Consider the following 17218-nt stretch of genomic DNA (forward strand, 5'->3'; position numbering starts at 1 on the left):
GTCGTCGCCCACCTCGAAACCACCGGTGCCCGGGTGCGGGCCGTTGGCGAACAGCTCGAACTCGGTCGGCGCCCGGCCGTTGCGCGACAGGGTCAGGGCGTAGAACAGGCTGTCGGTCGGCTTGAGGAACACGCCCAGCGACGCCGAGACGTTGTCGAAGTCGCGGGTTTCGGTGGGCGTCTTCAGCTCGCGGGTGTCGAAGCGCAGGCCGGCGTCGACGCCCCAGGTCCCGCGGTCCAGCCGCTGCAGGGTGAAGATCCCGTATTCCTTGATGTCGGTCGAGGGCACGAAGGCCTCGTCGCCGATCGCCTCGAAGTGGCGGTCCAGGGCCTGGAAGCCGATGGCGCCCTGGTGGCCGTCATGCTCGCGATGCACCAGCTCCACGCGGCCCTCGGTCCCGTGCGACAGGAAGCGGGTGCCCACCTCGCCGTCCTCCACGCTGACCTCGGCRTGCTCGTAGTCGGCGTAGCCCAGCGAGACGCGGACCTTCTCGAACCACGGATTGTCCAGTTCCTGCTCGCCGCGCAGGTCGTAGCGGGTCTGCTGCAGGTGGATCGAGACCGGACCCTCGGCATTGGGGTCGATCGGGGCCAGGATCTGCTCGTAGGGGACGCCGTAGGTGGTGTCGATCTTCTTGACCGAGGCGCCGATGAAGCCGCGATCGTGGACCCAGGAGACGCCCGCGCCGTAGGCGTCGACCTCGACGTCGGTGTTTTTGACCTTGTGGTCGGGATCGACGGTCAGGCCGTCGCGGGCCGCCAGGCGGTCGGACACCGCGGCCGTCGGGATCGTGTAGTCGTCGGTGCGGCGGCTGGAAAAGTCGGCCGCGAAGACGATCGGGCCCTTCCCGGCCTTGACCGCGCCGCTATAGGCCCAGCCGTCGTCGACCGACGAGACCGAGGCCGACACCCGGCCTTCGGGGCCGTTGGCGGCCGGGCTGGAGGGCACGCGGTCGTCGATCATGTTGACCACCCCGCCGATGCCCGAGCCGCCATAGGCCAGGGTGGAGGGGCCGCGCAGCACCTCGATCCGCGAGGCCTCGCCCGGGTCGCTGGCCACGGCGTGGTCGGGCGACAGGGCGCTGGCGTCCACCTGGCCGACGCCGTTCTGCAGCACCATCACCCGGGGGCCCGACAGGCCGCGGATCACCGGGCGCGAGGCGCCGGGGCCGTAGAAGGTGGAGCGCAGGCCCGGCATGCCGTTCAGCAGGTCGCCGATGCCGGCCGCCGGCAGAGTGTCCAGCTGGTCGCGGGTCACGACGTTGACGCTGCTGGTCACGGTGTCCAGCGACACGGCGTAGGGGGCGGCGGTGACCACCACCTTGTCGACGGCGTCGGGACCATCGGGCGCGCCCGTTTCCGAGGGGGCGTCCGCCGGGGCCGGAGTCTCGGCGGCTTGAGCGAGGGGAGCGACAAGCGCGAACGCCAGCAGGCTCGCGGCGGAAAGCAGAACGCGACGGGGCATGGGAAATCCTGAACCTTGGCCGGGGGAGCGGCTTGCGCAAAGTGTTATGAAATAACATTACGACTCGTCAAGCGGCTTCGTGCCAAAACCAACCTTGACGCGGCCCGTGGTCGTCGTTCTGTGGTCGGATGACCGATCGGAGGCCGCCCATGACCCGCAAGATGCTGCTCGTCGCCACGCTCGGCGGCGCCCTGCTGATGGGCTGCTCGCCGGTCCAGGACCTGTTCTCCAAGGCCTCGCCCAAGGCCGCGCCCTATGCCGTCAGCCCCAGCACGGCCAGCTGGGCCAAGCCTCCGGCCGGCTATCTCACCAGCGGCATGAACCTGGACGGCGCCGCCATCGTCGGCCCGCCGCCGACTCCGGACTCGCCGCGCGGCAAGGCCGACCAGGCGATCTTCGACCAGACCCGCAAGCTGGCGGGCACGCCGGCCTGGGACAAGGCCATCGCCGACGCCGACCTGTCGGGCGCGCACGGCTTCAAGAGCTTCTCCTGCGCCGCCGGCGTCGCCATCGGGCCGGACGCCACCCCGACCCTGGCCAAGCTGCTGCTGCGGATGACCGACGACGCCGCCACCCTGTACCAGCCCGCCAAGGCCGTGTTCCAGCGCGCCCGTCCGCCGGTGGGCAACACCAAGCCGATCTGCGTGCCGCGCGAAAAGTGGATCGAGACCGACGGCTCCTATCCGTCAGGCCACGGCCTGATCGGCTGGTCGTGGGCCCTGGTGATCTCCGAGGTCGCCCCCGAGCACGCCAGCGCCGTGCTGGCGCGCGGCCGCGAGTTCGGCGACAGCCGCATCGTCTGCGGCGTGCACTATCAGAGCGACATCGAGGCCGGGCGCTATCTGGGCTCGGCCATGGTCTCGCGGCTGCACCAGGATCCGGCGTTCATGAGCGACCTGGCGACGGCGCGGGCGGAGGTGGCGGCGTCGCGGGCGACTGGAGCGCCCAAGGACTGCCCTGCCGGCTAACACTTGCCCCCTACGGATCGCTTCGCGATCGTCTTCCCCCACAGGGGGAAGAGGCTCAGCCGCCGGCGCAGGCGCGAACCTCCGCCCCCTATGGGGGCGGACAGGCGACGAAGTCGCCAGGTGGGGGCAGGTGCGTGAGCCGCTGAGTCCTAAGCTGGCCGCCCCATCGCCAGCGCCCCGTACAGCTCCGGCCGGCGATCGCGGAAGAACCCCCACGCCGCGCGATGCGTCCGCAGGAAGTCCAGGTCGAAGGTCGCCGACACCAGGCCCTCGTCGTCGCGGCCCAGCTCGCTGACCAGGTCGCCGCGATGGTCGGCGATGAAGGACGAGCCGTAGAAGCTCTGGCCGCCGTTGGGATAGTTCTCCCAGGGCTCGAAGCCGATGCGGTTGGCGCCGATCACCGGGATCACGTTGCTGACCGCGTGGCCCTGCATCGCCCGCTGCCAGGGCAGGGTCGTGTTGAGCGACGGGTCATGCGGCTCGCTGCCGATGGCGGTGGGGTAGAACAGGGCCTCGGCGCCCATCAGGGCCATGGCGCGCGCGGCCTCGGGGTACCACTGGTCCCAGCAGATGCCGACGCCCAGGCGGCCGAAGCGTGTGTCCCAGACCTTGAAGCCCGTGTCGCCCGGCCGGAAATAGTACTTCTCCTGGTAGCCGGGACCGTCCGGGATGTGGCTCTTGCGATAGAGGCCCAGCATCGACCCGTCGGCGTCGGCCATCACCAGGCTGTTGAAATAGTGCGGACCCTCGCGCTCGAAGATCGAGATCGGGATCACCACGCCCAACTCGCCGGCCAGGGGGGCGATCGCCTTGACCACCGGGTGCTCGCGCCACGGATGAGCCTCGGCGAACCACCGCTCCTCCTGGGTGACGCAGAAATACGGCCCCTGGAACAGCTCGGACGGCAGGATCACCTGGGCGCCCTTGGCGGCGGCCTCGCGGATGAAGGCCTCGGTCTTCTTGATGTTGGCCTGCAGGTCCATCCCGTACGAGGTCTGGATGGCCGCGACGCTGAGGTTGCGGGTCATTCGCCGGGCTCCTGTTGGCTGATGCAGTGGAACGAGCCGCCGCCGGTCAGGATGGCGGTCGAGGGCAGGCCGATGACCTCGCGCTCGGGGAACAGGCCGCTGATCACCTCGACGGCGAAGGCGCCCGACTCCTCGGCGTAGATCGGCACGATCACCGCCTCGTTGGCGATCAGGAAGTTCATGTGCGAGGCCGGGACGATCTCGCCGTCCTCGTCCAGGATGCGGCCCGGCGAGGGGATGCGCACGACCTGCAGGGGCGAGCCGCGGCTGTCGGTCATGGCCGCCAGGGTCCGCGCCGTCTCGGCATAGACCTCGGCGTTGGGGTCGTCGGTCCCGAAGGCCATCGGGCAGGCCACCACGCCCGGCGCGACGAAGCGGGCCAGGTTGTCGATGTGGCCGTCGGTGTGGTCGTTCAGCAGGCCGTCGCCCAGCCACAGCACCTTCTTGACGCCCAGCGAGGCGGCGAGCGCGGCCGAGGCCTTGGCCTCGTCGAAGTCGCCGTTGCGGTTCTGGTTCAGCAGGCACTGGCGGGTGGTCAGGACGCAGCCCATGCCGTCGTGGTCCAGCGAGCCGCCCTCCAGCACGAAGGCGTTGCGCGACAGGGGCGCGCCGCTGGCGGCGGCGATCTGCTCGGCGACCAGGTCGTCGCCCTCCATCTCGTACTTGCCGCCCCAGCCGTTGAACAGGAAGCCGGCGGCCACCGGCCCGTCGGCGGTCTCGACGAAGATCGGGCCGGTGTCGCGCAGCCAGATGTCGCCGAACTGGCCGCGGACGATCTCGACGGTGGTGTCGGCCAGGCGGGCGCGGGCGGCGGCCTCGGCCTCGTCGCCGACCACCATCAGGCGCACGCGCTCGCCGCCCGGACCGGCCAGGGCGCGCGCCAGGTCGGCGACCTCGTCCTGGGCCTGGTCGAGATCTTCACGCCAGAGCTCGGCGTGGCTGGGGAAACCCACCCACATGGCGCGGTGCGGAGCCCATTCGGCGGGGACGGTCGGAGTCATGATTCAAGCCTGATCGAAACGGGAGGCGCAAATGGGCCGGGACGGCCCTCGGGTCAAGCCGCCCTTCTAGAGCATTTTCAAGCGAAGTGGATTCCGGTTCGCGTGAAGGAAATGCGTCAAAGCAAAAAGCAAACTGCTGCGACAAAAGAAAAAGGGCGGTCCGTTTCCGGACCGCCCCCGTTCTCAAGTCCGCTGTACGCCGTGCTTAGAAGGCGGCGTGCAGGGTGATGCTGGCCGTGCGCGGGTAGCCCGGCTGACCCAGGCCCGTGCCCGACGGGTTCACCGCCAGGTCGCCGAGGTACTTCTTGTCGGTCAGGTTCTTCACGTTGATCTGGACGTAGGTGTTCTTCATCCCAACGCCCTCGAGGAGGCTGCTCAGTTCGTAGCGGGCGTCCAGGTCCAGCAGGGTGTAGTTGGGCACCTTTTCGGTGTTGGTCAGGTTGGTCCAGCGCTCGCCGACGTACTTGGCTTGAACGCCGATGCTGAGCGCGTCGGTGATGTCCCAATCGACGCGAGCGGCGCCTTGGTAGTTCGGGGCTTCGTACAGTTGCTTGCCCTTGGTCAGCAGCAGCGAACCCAGGGCGGTGCCCGGGATGTTATCCTGCAGTTCCGAGTCCTGGTACGAGAACGAGGCGTAGAAGCTGAGGTAGTCTTCCGGCTTGAAGCCGAACTGGGCGTCGAAGCCCTTTTGCTTCACGTCGCCGACGTTGACCGAGAAGGCGATGTTGTCCTGCTCGTTGAAGGCGCGCTCGATGCGGTTGCTGAAGTTGTTGGCCCAGAGCGAGGCCGACAGCAGGATGGTCGGCGACTGGAAGCGGTAACCCACGTCGATGACGTGCGAGACTTCCGGCTTCGGGCTGGTCAGCTTCTTGTCGTACAGGTCGTCGGTGCGGGGCGCCGACAGGGTTTCGGCGTAGGTCGCGTAGACCGACTGGTGGTCCGTCAGGTTGTAGCTGGCGCCGACGTTCGGCAGGAGCTTGTCATACTTGCGGGTGAACTCGCGCGGACGACCGTACTGGGTGGTGCCTTGACCCGGCAGGGTGACCAGGGTCTGGCCGTTGCCGTCGTCGGTGCCAGCCACGGCGGTCGGGGTCTGGTTGGTGCAGTAGGCCGTGAAGGTGTCGGCCTGATAGCAGAAGTTATGCAGTTCGCGCTTGAAGAACGGGGCGCGCAGGCCGGCGTTGAACAGGACCTTGTCGTCCATGAACTTGCCGCGGTACTCGACCGAGATCTGGTTCAGGGTGGCGACCGAGACGCGGTCGCGCTTGCGCAGGATGCTGCCGTCCGAGAGCTTGATCGACTTGCCGTAGCCGTCCTTGCCGCCGAACACGTCGTTCGGCGTCGTGTCGGTGCTGAACGTCGTATATTCGCCGGTCTGACGGTGGTGGGCTTCGTCGTAGGTGTAGGCCGCGCGGAGGCTTTGGCCTTCGGCGAACTTCCAGATCAGCGACGAGGTGACGCCGTAACGGCGGGTGTTGGTCGTGTTGGGCGAGTACAGCAGGACGGTGTCGAGGATGTCGCCGTCGCCGTTCAGGTCCTGGCCGCCGGTCAGCGCGCTGCCGCGGATCAGGCCGCTGCCCGTGCCGTTGCCGCTTTCGTTGAACAGGCCGCGGCCGCCGCCGTTGGCCAGCGTGTACTGGAAGTAGGGGTCGGCGGTCAGGATGAAGTTCTCACCGAGGTGGAACAGCGACTGGCCGCGGATGTTGCCCGTGTTCGACGGGTTGATGTTGTACTTGTAGCAAGTGCCCGCGTTGGTATCGATCTGGGCGGTGCCGGCGACCGGGGTCGGACGGGCGCAGGTGGCGCGGCTGTAGCCGATGCCCGTACCGGCCTGGAACTGGGCCAGGGTCATCCGGTTGATGAAGTTGTTGCGGTTTTCGTTGTAGTTGGCGATCAGGCTGACGAAGTCGCCGTTGTCGCCGATCGGCTGATAGATCCGCGCGTTGAACTGGGTCTTGTGGATCTTGCCCGGGCCGTTGAACACGTCGTTGATCGCGTCGGCGTAGCTGATCCAGGCGCTGGTGCCGAACGGGCCGACCTTGCCGGTGTCGAGCACGGCGAAGAAGCGGCGGAAGTTGCCGTCGCCGGCTTGAGCTTCGAACACGCCGCTGAATTCGTCGGTGGGCTTGCGGGTCACGTAGTTGATGGTGCCGCCGGCGGCCGCGGCCGTCGGGCTGTCAACGTCGGTGGTGCCAAGGTTGACGTCGACCTTGGAGATCAGTTCCGAGTCCATCTGCTGGTTCGGATAGATGGCGTAGTTGCCGCTGTCGTTCAGCGGAATGCCGTCCTGCAGCAGGGCGATGCGTTGCGAGTCGAAGCCGCGAATGGTGATGTCGCCGCCGGCCGAGCCGTAGGCGTCGTTGTTGGTGAAGTTCACGCCGGGCAGCAGGTTCAGCGAGTCCAGAACGGTCTGGCCGGGCACCTGGCGGGCGATGAAGTCCTGAGTGATCGTCGAGCGCGACTTCGGAACCACTTGCTGAACGATCGCGCCGTTCTGGTTCTTCAGGCTGGAAGCGGTGACCACGACCTGTTCGACGGCGTCGGTGCCGGTCGATTGGGCCATGGCGGCGGTGGCGCTCAGCAGGCAGCCGACCAGGGCGGTCGACGCCAGGCAGGCGAGCTTTTTCGTCATCATCTTGATCTATCCCCTCGTTTCGGCCGCGAAGAGGTGCATGAAAACCCATCGGCCCAATCGTTAAGAGGCTCTTTAGCGGGCTATTTAGAAGGTTTGGTGACGGAAACGACACGATGGCGGATAAACCCGACACGGGTGTCTCGCTTGCAACAGATTTAGTCAGCGTCCTCTTACTTATGCGGGAGAAATCAGCGTGGCCCTTGATGAAACGGCGCGGGCGACTCAGGCGCGGGCCTGGCGGCTGACCCTGGTCTTGGTCGGGGTTCTGACGGTTCTGCGAGTCGTGGCGCTGTTCGTAACCCCCCTGGAGTTGTACCCGGACGAAGCCCAGTACTGGCTGTGGTCGCGCCACCTGGATTTCGGCTATTTTTCCAAGCCTCCGGTCATCGCCTGGCTGATCTGGGCGACCACGCGAATCGGCGGCGACGCCGAGGCCTGGCTGCGCATCGGCTCGCCCCTGATCAACGCCGGCACGGCCCTGGTGATTTCGCGCATCGCCACGCGGCTCTACGGCCCGCGGGACGGGGTCAATGGCAACACGGCCTGGATCGGCCTGGCCGCCGCGGCGGTCTTCATCCTGATGCCGGGCATCCAGCTGTCGTCGGTGCTGATCACCACCGACACACCGCTGCTGTTCTTCCTGGCCTTGATGATCTGGGCCTGCGTCGCCCTCCCCGACGCCTCGCCGCGCGTCCGGATCTGGGTCGCCGCCGGCATGGGCGCGGCCCTGGGCATGGCGTTCCTCAGCAAGTACGCGGCGATCTACGCCCTGGCCAGCCTGGCCGCGCACCTGTTCCTGTCGCGAGAGGCCCGGCGGGCCTGGACCCCCGTCATGGCGATCGCCTTCTTCGTGGCCCTGTTCGTCGTCTTCGCGCCGAACATGCTGTGGAACTACCAGCATCATTTCTCGACGCTGGAGCACACCGCGGCCAACGCCAACTGGAAGGCCGGCAAGCTGTTCGACCCCATGGAGTTGGTCCAGTTCGTCGGCTCGCAGTTCGGCGTGTTCGGGCCCGTGCCGTTCGGCGTGCTGGGCGGCGGCGCGATCCTGCTGGCGATTCGCAAGCGGTTGGCGGCGGCCGACATCATGTTGCTGTGCTTCGCCCTGCCGCCCCTGCTCACCGTGGCGGCCCAGGCCTTCGTCTCACGGGCCAACGCCAACTGGGCGGGCGCGGCCTATGTCGCCGGCTCGGTGCTCGTGGCGGCCTGGCTGCTGCGCTGGGAGGCCCGTCGCTGGCTGATCGGCGGCCTGGCCCTGCAGGCGGTGCTGGCGGCCCTGTTCCTGACCTGGGTGATCAATCCGCGCACGGCCGAAGCCATGGGCGTGGCCAACAGCTTCAAGCGGGCCCGCGGCTGGGACCAGACGGTGCAGGCGATCATCGAGAGGGCGCGCGAGGAGCAGGCTCTGCGCGGCGGCGTGACCGCCGTCGCCGTCGACGACCGCTTCCTCTACAATGTGGCCGCCTATTACGGCCGCGACTATTTCGGCACGCCGACCGCCCCGCCGCTGAAGATGTGGGTGCACGAGATCGCCCCCCGCAACCAGGCCGAGGCCGAGGCGCCCCTGGACGCCGCCCTGGGCCGCCGGGCGCTGATCGCCAGCCTGGAGGGAACCTATCGCGCCAAGATCAAGCAGGACTTCAAGGCGACGTCGGACCTGCAGATCGTCCGGGTGCGGCTGGACAAGAAGCGCTCGCGGCGGACGGACCTGTTCATCGCCCAGGGGTTCGCGCCCGTGCCGCGCGATCCGGTGACCGGGCTGCCACCGGATCCGGAGCCGACGCCCTAGGGGTTTCGGCGGCTAACGCTTGCCCCCTACGGATCGCTTCGCGATCGTCTTCCCCCAGGGGGAAGAGGCGCGCCGCGCTCCAGTCCTCCGCCCCCCTATGGGGGCGGACAGACCGCGTGGCGGTCAGGTGGGGGCAAGTGGGTGTCGCGCTAAGCCCCGACCTCGAACGCCGCCTCGGTCTTGGCCTTCACTTCATCCACCGTCACCCCCGGCGCCAGCTCGATCAGCTTCACGGCCGTCTTGCCGCGGTTGATCTCGAAGACGCCCAGTTCGGTGATCAGCAGGTCGACCACCCCGGCCCCTGTCAAAGGCAGCGAGCAGCGGTGGAGCAGCTTGGGCGCGCCGGACTTCTCGCAGTGGTCCATGACCACCACCACCCGTTTGACGCCGGCCACCAGGTCCATGGCGCCGCCCATGCCCTTGACCATCTTGCCGGGCACCATCCAGTTGGCCAGGTCGCCGTTCTCGCTGACCTGCATGCCGCCCAGGATCGACAGGGCGATGTGGCCGCCGCGGATCATCGCGAAGCTGTCGGCCGACGAGAAGTACGAGCTGGAGTCCAGCTCGGTGATCGTCTGTTTGCCGGCGTTGATCAGGTCGGCGTCCTCTTCACCCTCGTAGGGGAAGGGGCCCATGCCCAGCATGCCGTTCTCGCTCTGCAGCGTCACCGACATGCCCTCGGGAATGTAGTTGGCCACCAGGGTCGGGATGCCGATGCCCAGGTTCACGTAGAAGCCGTCCTGCAGCTCCTTGGCGGCGCGGGCCGCCATTTCGTCACGCGTCCAGGCCATTACACGGACTCCCCAGATTTCACTTCACGAGGGCGGGTGGTCACGCGCTCGATGCGCTTCTCGAACTTGGCGCCCTTGATCAGGCGGTCGACATAGATGCCCGGGGTGTGGACGCCGTCCTTGTCCAGCGCGCCGATCGCCACGATCTCCTCGACCTCGACCACAGTGGCCTTGCCGGCCGTGGCCATCATCGGATTGAAGTTGCGGGCGGTCTTTCGGTAGACGAGGTTGCCCTCGGCGTCGGCCTTCCAGGCCTTGACGATCGACAGGTCGGCGACCAGGCCGCGCTCCATCACGTACAGCTCGCCGTCGAAATCGCGGACTTCCTTGCCCTCGGCGACCAGGGTGCCCACCCCGGTGCGCGTGAAGAAGGCGGGGATGCCCGCCCCGCCGGCGCGGATGCGTTCAGCCAGCGTGCCCTGCGGATTGAACTCCAGTTCCAGCTCGCCGGAGAGGTAAAGCTGTTCGAACAGCTTGTTCTCACCCACATAGGACGAGACCATCTTCTTGATCTGGCGGTTCTCCAGCAGGATGCCCAGGCCGAAGCCGTCGACGCCGCAATTGTTGGAGACCACCGTGAGGTCCTTGACGCCCGCCTCCCGGATCGCCGCGATCAGGTTCTCGGGAATGCCGCACAGGCCGAAGCCTCCGGCCATGATGGTCATGCCATCGAATAAAAGACCCGCCAGCGCTTCGCCGGCTGTGGACTTCACCTTGTCGACCATGGTTCCTCCCGGAGCGACGTTTGGCGACTGCTCTGAGCCGCCGAACGGAGAAATTCAACCCTTGATGAATAAAATTTCGATGCGTGGAGTTGTGGCGTGACGGATCAGGCTAACTCTGGGGAAGCTACCATCGGGATCAAGACGCCCGCCACCTCGGGCGTGCTGCTGACCATGGCGCATCCAGCGCTTGAACGCTCTCGCGCCAACCGCGCCCTGGCCAAGGCGGCCAAGGGCCTGGAAGGCGTCACCTTCCACGACCTCTACGAGACCTATCCGGACTTCGCGATCGACATCGAGGCCGAGCAGGAAAAGCTGATGGCGCACGACGTGATCGCCGTGCAGTTCCCGCTCTACTGGTACTCGACGCCCGCCCTGTTGAAGGAGTGGTTCGATCTGGTGTGGCTGCACGGCTTCGCCTACGGGCTGGAGGGCAACGCCCTGGCCGGCAAGCGGATGTTCGCCGCCTGCACCACCGGCGGGGCGGCCAAGGCCTATCACGCTCATGGCTACAACCGCTTCTCGATGGACGAATATCTGCGTCCGCTGGAGCAGACCGCCTACCTGTGCGGCATGGTCTGGGAGACGCCCTTCGTGGTGCATGGCGCGGCGGTCAAGAACGACGAGGAGCTCAAGGCCGAGGCCCTGCGCTACCGGGCCCGCGTCGCCTCGCTGCTGACCGCGCCCGCCGACGCCGAACTGGGGGCCTGATCCATGCCATTCCTGCTGCAAGCCCTGGTCTATCTCGGCGCCGCCGTCATCTCCGTGCCGATCGCCAAGCGATTGGGCCTGGGCTCGGTGCTGGGCTACCTGATCGCCGGCGTGGTGATCGGGCCGTTCGCCCTCTCGCTGGTCGGCGAGCAGACCGACATCATGAAGTTCGCCGAGTTCGGCGTGGTGATCCTGCTGTTCCTGATCGGGCTGGAGGTCCAGCCGGCCACCCTTTGGGACATGCGCAAGGCGATCTTCGGGTTCGGCGGCGCCCAGGTGGTCGGCACCACGGTCGCCATCGCCGGGGTCTCGGTGCTGCTGGGCCTGCCCTGGCAGACGGCCCTGGCCGTCGGGATGGTGCTAGCCATGTCGTCGACCGCCATCGTGCTGCAGACCCTCGACGAAAAGGGGCTGCGGCAAGGACCGGTCGGCCGCGCCGCCTTCGGAATCCTGCTGCTGCAGGACCTGGCGGTGATTCCGATGTTCGCCCTGTTGCCGACCCTGGCGACCATCGCCCCCAGCGTCCACGCGGCGGCCGGCGGACACGGCGAAAGCCTGGTGGCCCACTTGCCCCGCTGGGCCCAGGGCCTTTCGGTGCTGGTCGCGGTCGGCGCCGTGGTCGGCGGCGGCCGCTATCTGGTGCGGCCGATCTTCCGCTTCATCGCCGAGGCTCGGCTGCGCGAGATCTTCACCGCCGCCGCCCTGCTGATCGTGGTCGGCGTGGCCAACATCATGCAGATGGTGGGCCTGTCGCCGGCCCTGGGCGCCTTCCTGGCCGGCGTCGTGCTGGCCGAGAGCGAGTTCCGCCGCGAGCTGGAAAGCGACATCGAGCCGTTCCGCGGCCTGCTGCTGGGCCTGTTCTTCATCACCGTCGGGGCCGGGATCGACCTGGGCCTGGTCGCGCGCCAACCCCTGACCCTGATCGGCGTGGTGCTGGGGCTGATGGTCCTGAAGTTCCTGGTGGTGTTCGGCTTCGCCCGGCTGTTCGGCGCGCCGGCCCGGGGCGCGGCGGCCGTGGCCACGGCCCTGGCCCAGGGCGGCGAGTTCGCCTTCGTGCTGCTGACCTTCACGGTGGGAGCCGGGGTGATCGGCGCCACGCTGGCCGCCCTGCTGACCGCCGCCGTCGCCGTCTCCATGGCCCTGACCCCCGTCGCCATGATCCTCTACGAGCGGATCGCGGCGATGATGGACGCGGCCATCCCCAAGGTCGTGCCGGACACCGGCGCCTTCGACGAGGGCGAGCCGGACATCATCATCGCCGGCTTCGGACGCTTCGGCCAGATCACCGGCCGCCTGCTGACCGCCAACGGCTTCCGCTCCACCGTGCTGGACAGCGACATCGAGCAGATCGACCTGCTGCGCCGCTTCGGCCGCCGGGTGCACTATGGCGACGCCACGCGGATGGACCTGCTGCGCGCCGCCGGCATCGAGCGGGCCCGGATGCTGATCGTCGCCCTGGACGACCGCGAGAAGACCGTCGAGCTGGTCGAGACCGCCCGCAAGGCCTTCCCGGATCTCGTCATCCTGGCCCGGGCCTGGGACCGCCGCCACGCCTACGACCTGCTGGCCAACGGCGCCGACGCGGTCGAGCGCGAGACCTTCGAGGCGGCCCTTGCCCTGGGGACCACCGCCTTGCAGAAGCTGGGCTACCGCGCCCACCGCGCCCACCGCGCCGGCGCGATCTTCCGCCGCCACGACCGCAAATCGTTCGAGGATCTGCGTCCCGTCTGGGGCCAGGAGGAGGCCTATATCCTGGCCTCGCGCGACGCGGCCCAGACCATGGACAAGCTGCTCAACGCCGACCTGGCGCGCCTGCGCCCGGGCGACGCCGCCGGGGCCTGGGACACCGCCACCCTCGACGAGGAGCTGAAGGAGCGCGCCGACCGCGAGGCCGCCCAGCGCGAGGGCGCGAAATAGGGCCGGGAACCGGGCGCCTCGAAACGGTTTCCTTCCTCGAAAGGAAACCTGACCGATGCGGTACTATTTCCAGCTCAGCGACGGCCATGTGCTGACCGACGACGAGGGCGCGCTGTTCGACGACCTCGACGCCGCCAAGGTCGAGGCCGCGCGGATCGCCGGTGAGTGGCTGCGAGACAACGCCGACGAGTTCGCCCACGACGGCGCCCTGCTGGTCGAGGTGCTGGACGAGCGCCACGCCGTCCTGGCCACGGTCGCCGTCGAGGCCAACGCCCCGACCGGGACGATGCACTGACCTAGGCGCTAGCTGGGGACATGTCGTTGGACGTGTCCCCAGCCGCTGCTGGATGTGGAAGGGGACACGCACAAGCGCATGTCCCCGGCATGACCCCTACAGCAGCCAGTCGCCGACCACGTGGTGCTGCGGGTCGAGATAGCCCTGCTGGGTCAGGCTCGCGACGGTCCAGTTGTCCAGGATCACCGAGCCCATGCCGACGGCGCTGATCTGCACGGCGTCCACATGGTGGTCGCCGTTGGTGTCGATGTCCTTGAACGTCGGCTTCAGCAGGTTGTCGACCAGGCTGTCCAGCTGCGTCCAGCCCAGCCCGCCGAACAGACCGCCCAGCTGGTCGCGCAGCGGGGTGACGATATGGTCCTCGCCCGGATTGAAGTCGGTGATGTGGTCGGTTCCCGACAGCAGGTTGAAGACGAAGTCGTCGGCTCCCGCCCCGCCGGTCAGGACGTCGTTGCCCAGGCCGCCGTCCAGCGTGTCGCGGCCGGTCCCGCCGTTGATGCGGTCGACGCCCGCCCCGCCGTACAGGTGGTCGGAGCCGCCGCCGCCGTTGATCACGTCGTTCAGCAGCCCGCCGGTATAGCGAGTATCCTTCTCGCCGGTGTCGGTGAAGCTGTTGGCCTTGAGCAGGCTGCCCGACAGGGTGCGGTTGTCGCCCGCCTCGCCCACCGTGACGTTGACCGCGATCGGGGCCGAGAAGCCGCCGTGACCGTCCGAGGCGGTGTAGGTGAAGCTGTCGACCACCGACTGGCCGGCGGCCAGCTGGTCGAAGCTGTCGGCGTCGGCCACGTAGCGCACCTGGCCGTTCTCGATGCTGATCGAGGCGCCCAGGGCCGACTTGGTCCCCGACAGGGCCGCGATGCTCAGGGCGTCCAGGTCGATGTCGTGATCGTTGGCCAGCACATTGACCAGGATCGAGGCGTCCTCGGCGACCGAGGCCGCATCGGCCGCGCCGACCGGGGCGTCGTTGACCGCCTCGACGCCCAGCAGGACCGTCACCACGCCCGACACGCCGCCATAGGCGTCATGCGCCGTGTAGGTGAAGGCGTCGGCGCCGGCATAGTTGGCGTTGGCCGTATAGACGAACGAGCCGTCGGCGTTGAGCACCAGCGTCCCGTAGGTCGGGCCGTGGTCCAGCACCGCCGTCAGGACGTCGCTGTTCAGGTCGCTGTCGTTGGCCAGCACGCCGTGCGTCGCGTCCACCGTCAGGATCACGTCCTCGGACACCGTGAACACCCCGTCCAGCGTCGCCACCGGCGCGGTGTTGATGAACAGCTGGGACAGGATCGCGTCGTGGTCGGTGGGCTTGTCGATCGACGCCTGGCCGGTGTTGAGGTGGATGTTGTCGAACACCGCCCCGTCCTTGAGGCTTTGCGAGACCAGCAGGTTGTCGATCTGCTGGGCGTTGCCCTCGAAGATGTACGAGTAGCGCTCTTCGACCGTGAGGGTGCGGGCCAGGTTGTACAGCGCGCCGCCGGCCTCCAGCAGGGTCAGGCTCTGCTCGTAATAATAGGCGTTGAAGTCGCCCATCACCGTGATGTGGGCGTCCGGATCGGCGGCCAGCAGGCCGGCGACGTAGTCGCGGACGGCCGTGCTCTGGTCGGCGCGGCGATCGTCGCCGCTGTTGGCGGGCGGCTGGTTGGCGCCGAACAGCGGATCGCTGCCGCCGCGCGAATAGTTGTGCACGTCGATGGCGGTGATCGTCTCGCCGCGGAACACGAACTCGGCGGCCAGCGGATTGCGGCTGTTGTTGAAGGCGTTGGTCGGGCCGGTGGTGTCGGCGACCAGCCGGGCCGAGCCCTCGACATAGTCCACGCGGTCGGCGCGATAGAGGAAGGCGTTGCGGATGTTGCCGTTGCTCTCGCCGCCGGTGGTGTTGTTGGCGGTCGGGGCGATCTCGACCCAGCTGTAGTGCGGGCCGCCGGCCGCCTCGATGGCCGCCACCAGCTTGTCCAGGGTCGCCGCCCCGCTGTAGTTCGTGCCGTTTCCGGCCCCGTCCGCGTCCTGGATCTCCTCGACGCCCAGGATGTCGGGCGCGCCCAGATTATGGGCGATGTCGGCCGCCAGGGCCGCGAACTTGGCGTCGGGATCGACCGGCGAGATGTTCTCGAGGTTATAGGCCCCGATCGTCAGGTGGCTGGCGTCGCCGGCCAGGGTGGTGACTTCCAGCGGCAGCGACCCGGCGCTGGTGGTGTTCTGCACCGAGGTGGCGATCACCTCGTACTTGCCGCCGAAATAGCTGACCACGCCGGTCACGTCGCCCAACTGGTCGCCCAGCACATAGGCGCTGTTGAAGCCGGGGTTCACGCCGCTGTCGGCATAGACCAGGATCCGCTCGGGGTTGTTGTCGCCGTCCGACAGGGTGACCCCGCCCCGGGTGTTGAGGCCGCTGGCGCCCGTGCCGTTGTCGGCGACCACCCAGGTCTGGCCCGTCGTGGTGGAGTCGGTGGCCTGGGCGTTGTGGATCGTCACGACCATGCCCTCGATCGACTCGTAGAAGTCGACCCCGTCATGGGCCGGGTCGAAGACCGACAGGCCGTCGTCGTCGATCACGGTGTTGGGGATGGCCCGGCCGCCGGCCCCCAGCACCGTCGAGGCCACCGCGCCTGTGCCGATCACGCTGATGGTCGGGGCGGTGATCTCGGTGATCGTCAGGTTGGTGGCGACGCCGCCGTTATATTCGTCGATCGTGCCGGTCACCTTGACCAGGTCGCCGATCTGCACGGTCGGGATGGCGTTGGTGAACACGAAGATCGCGTCCGACGTCGCGTCGTTGCCGTCGCCCGTCGTGTCCTGGATCCAGAAGCCGCGCGAGCCGGTGGTGTCGATGGCCGTCACCACGCCCTGGGTGGCCACGGTCTGGCCGTCATAGGCCGAGATGTGGCCCGCGCCCTGGATGTCGTAGATCGCCACGGGGGCGAAGTCGTCGTTGACGATCGCGCCCTGCCCCACCGCATCGACCAGGGCGGCCGCGCCGCTGGTGACGATCAGGTTCGACAGGTTGACGCTGAAGGCCTCGTTCGGCTCGGGCGTGGCGTCGCCATGGATCGTCACCGAGACGGTCTGGCTGGCCGGGCCGCCGGCCGAGAAGGTCAGGGTCCCGTGGGTCTCGTCATAATCGCTGCCGACGAGGGCCGAGCCGTTGGCGGTGGCGAAGTCGACGGTGAAGGCGCCGGTGGTGTTGGTGCGGGTGACCGTGAAGGTCATCACCTGATCGCCGGAATCGCCCTCGGTCAGGGTGACGTCGCTGATCGAGACATTGGCGCTGGGCACGCCGCCGTCGGTGACCGTGAAGGCGGTCTTGTAGGCCACCGGATTGCCGTCATCGAGCGACCAGTTGGCCGCATTGCCGATCGCCGACAGGATCTGGGCCTTGGTCCCGGTGGTGGTTCCCACATAGGCGCCGTTGTCGAGCGAGAAGGCCAGGGCCGTGCTGCCCGCCGACAGGCCGGTCGGGATGGCCGAGGTGTTGGAGTTGGTCGCGTCGCCGGCATAGGTCGCGTTGCCGTCGGCGAAATCCAGGGCGAACAGCGGCGTCGCGCTGGCGGCGGGCCCCTGGTAGGCGATGATCTGATCGCCCGAGGTCGAGGGGTTCAGCGAGCCGGTCAGGCCCGTGACCGTGATCACCGTGCCCGCCGCCGCGCCGCCGGCCGGGGCGGTGTAGGTGAAGGTCCCCTCGCCGGCCCGGAACCCGCCCGCCGCGAACCAGCCGTTGTCGGTGAAGCTGATCACCGTGCCGGCGTCGACCGCCTGCAGCAGCACGAACGAAAACGACTTGCCGGCGGTGTCGGCGCTGTAGCCGATCAGGGCGAGGTCGCCCACGGTCAGGGTGGTCATGCGTTTCCTCCGATGGGGGTCTTGTTCTGGGCGCTCGTCGCTGGGCTTTGGTCTAGGGGTGGC

At 68.2% G+C, this 17218-nt stretch carries 12 protein-coding genes; 5 read left to right on the forward strand and 7 right to left on the reverse strand.

Annotated elements, in window-relative coordinates; genetic code table 11:
* Nucleotides 1-1464: TonB-dependent receptor (locus AC1DZ6_RS03930; protein WP_477095888.1), on the reverse strand; the 1464-nt coding region annotated here is incomplete at its 3' end.
* A 149-nt stretch (nt 1465-1613) separates the two neighbouring features.
* Here AC1DZ6_RS03930 and AC1DZ6_RS03935 point away from each other — a divergent pair.
* On the forward strand, nt 1614-2432 hold the full coding sequence (locus tag AC1DZ6_RS03935; RefSeq protein ID WP_477095889.1) for an acid phosphatase: 819 nt from the start codon (nt 1614-1616) through the stop codon (nt 2430-2432).
* 149 nt (nt 2433-2581) lie between these two features.
* Here the strand turns inward: AC1DZ6_RS03935 and aguB are convergent, their stop codons facing one another.
* From aguB to AC1DZ6_RS03950, 3 genes are all read right to left on the reverse strand, one after another.
* Nucleotides 2582-3460, reverse strand: coding sequence for an N-carbamoylputrescine amidase (gene aguB / locus AC1DZ6_RS03940; protein WP_477095890.1), 879 nt, complete (start codon nt 3458-3460; stop codon nt 2582-2584).
* On the reverse strand, nt 3457-4461 hold the full coding sequence (locus AC1DZ6_RS03945) for an agmatine deiminase family protein (RefSeq protein ID WP_477095891.1): 1005 nt from the start codon (nt 4459-4461) through the stop codon (nt 3457-3459). Before AC1DZ6_RS03945 ends, aguB begins: the two co-directional genes overlap by 4 nt.
* Nucleotides 4462-4666: 205 nt before the next feature.
* Nucleotides 4667-7093: a TonB-dependent receptor gene (locus tag AC1DZ6_RS03950; protein WP_477095898.1), complete on the reverse strand. Its 2427-nt coding sequence runs from the start codon at nt 7091-7093 to the stop codon at nt 4667-4669.
* A gap of 196 nt (nt 7094-7289) precedes the next feature.
* On the opposite strand from AC1DZ6_RS03950, the gene AC1DZ6_RS03955 reads away from it, so the two are divergent.
* On the forward strand, nt 7290-8885 hold the full coding sequence (locus AC1DZ6_RS03955; RefSeq protein WP_477095892.1) for an ArnT family glycosyltransferase: 1596 nt from the start codon (nt 7290-7292) through the stop codon (nt 8883-8885).
* A 149-nt stretch (nt 8886-9034) separates the two neighbouring features.
* Here AC1DZ6_RS03955 and AC1DZ6_RS03960 read toward each other — a convergent pair whose 3' ends face one another.
* On the reverse strand, nt 9035-9676 hold the full coding sequence (locus AC1DZ6_RS03960; RefSeq protein ID WP_477095893.1) for a 3-oxoacid CoA-transferase subunit B: 642 nt from the start codon (nt 9674-9676) through the stop codon (nt 9035-9037).
* The gene (locus AC1DZ6_RS03965; protein WP_477095894.1) at nt 9676-10401 is read right to left on the reverse strand and encodes a CoA transferase subunit A; all 726 of its coding nucleotides are present in this window, start codon (nt 10399-10401) and stop codon (nt 9676-9678) included. Before AC1DZ6_RS03965 ends, AC1DZ6_RS03960 begins: the two co-directional genes overlap by 1 nt.
* 171 nt (nt 10402-10572) lie before the next feature.
* On the opposite strand from AC1DZ6_RS03965, the gene AC1DZ6_RS03970 reads away from it, so the two are divergent.
* Genes AC1DZ6_RS03970 through AC1DZ6_RS03980 form a run of 3 tightly spaced genes read left to right on the forward strand, consistent with a single transcriptional unit; the run spans nt 10573 to nt 13321 of the window.
* Entirely contained in the window at nt 10573-11109 is a 537-nt protein-coding gene (locus tag AC1DZ6_RS03970; protein WP_477095899.1) for an NAD(P)H-dependent oxidoreductase, read from the forward strand.
* A 3-nt stretch (nt 11110-11112) separates the two neighbouring features.
* The gene (locus AC1DZ6_RS03975) at nt 11113-13026 is read left to right on the forward strand and encodes a monovalent cation:proton antiporter-2 (CPA2) family protein (protein WP_477095895.1); all 1914 of its coding nucleotides are present in this window, start codon (nt 11113-11115) and stop codon (nt 13024-13026) included.
* A gap of 55 nt (nt 13027-13081) precedes the next feature.
* Nucleotides 13082-13321 carry a DUF6894 family protein gene (locus tag AC1DZ6_RS03980; RefSeq protein ID WP_477095896.1) on the forward strand — a complete coding sequence of 80 codons (240 nt, stop codon included), beginning with the start codon at nt 13082-13084 and terminating at the stop codon, nt 13319-13321.
* Nucleotides 13322-13417: 96 nt separating this feature from the next.
* On the opposite strand, the gene AC1DZ6_RS03985 is transcribed toward AC1DZ6_RS03980, so the two are convergent.
* Complete coding sequence (locus tag AC1DZ6_RS03985; RefSeq protein WP_477095897.1) at nt 13418-17155, reverse strand: Ig-like domain-containing protein; 3738 nt, start codon at nt 17153-17155, stop codon at nt 13418-13420.
* Nucleotides 17156-17218: the final 63 nt, after the last annotated feature.

The sequence above is a fragment of the Caulobacter sp. P1_B12_2 genome (assembly GCF_056406675.1).

Excerpts from the sequence above, each read along its gene's own strand:
- AC1DZ6_RS03935 (WP_477095889.1), top strand. The coding sequence starts at position 1,614 with ATGACCCGCAAGATGCTGCTCGTCGCCACGCTCGGCGGCGCCCTGCTG.
- aguB (WP_477095890.1), bottom strand. The coding sequence starts at position 3,460 with ATGACCCGCAACCTCAGCGTCGCGGCCATCCAGACCTCGTACGGGATG.
- AC1DZ6_RS03945 (WP_477095891.1), bottom strand. The coding sequence starts at position 4,461 with ATGACTCCGACCGTCCCCGCCGAATGGGCTCCGCACCGCGCCATGTGG.
- AC1DZ6_RS03950 (WP_477095898.1), bottom strand. The coding sequence starts at position 7,093 with ATGACGAAAAAGCTCGCCTGCCTGGCGTCGACCGCCCTGGTCGGCTGC.
- AC1DZ6_RS03960 (WP_477095893.1), bottom strand. The coding sequence starts at position 9,676 with ATGGCCTGGACGCGTGACGAAATGGCGGCCCGCGCCGCCAAGGAGCTG.
- AC1DZ6_RS03965 (WP_477095894.1), bottom strand. The coding sequence starts at position 10,401 with ATGGTCGACAAGGTGAAGTCCACAGCCGGCGAAGCGCTGGCGGGTCTT.
- AC1DZ6_RS03970 (WP_477095899.1), top strand. The coding sequence starts at position 10,573 with ATGGCGCATCCAGCGCTTGAACGCTCTCGCGCCAACCGCGCCCTGGCC.
- AC1DZ6_RS03975 (WP_477095895.1), top strand. The coding sequence starts at position 11,113 with ATGCCATTCCTGCTGCAAGCCCTGGTCTATCTCGGCGCCGCCGTCATC.
- AC1DZ6_RS03980 (WP_477095896.1), top strand. The coding sequence starts at position 13,082 with ATGCGGTACTATTTCCAGCTCAGCGACGGCCATGTGCTGACCGACGAC.
- AC1DZ6_RS03985 (WP_477095897.1), bottom strand. The coding sequence starts at position 17,155 with ATGACCACCCTGACCGTGGGCGACCTCGCCCTGATCGGCTACAGCGCC.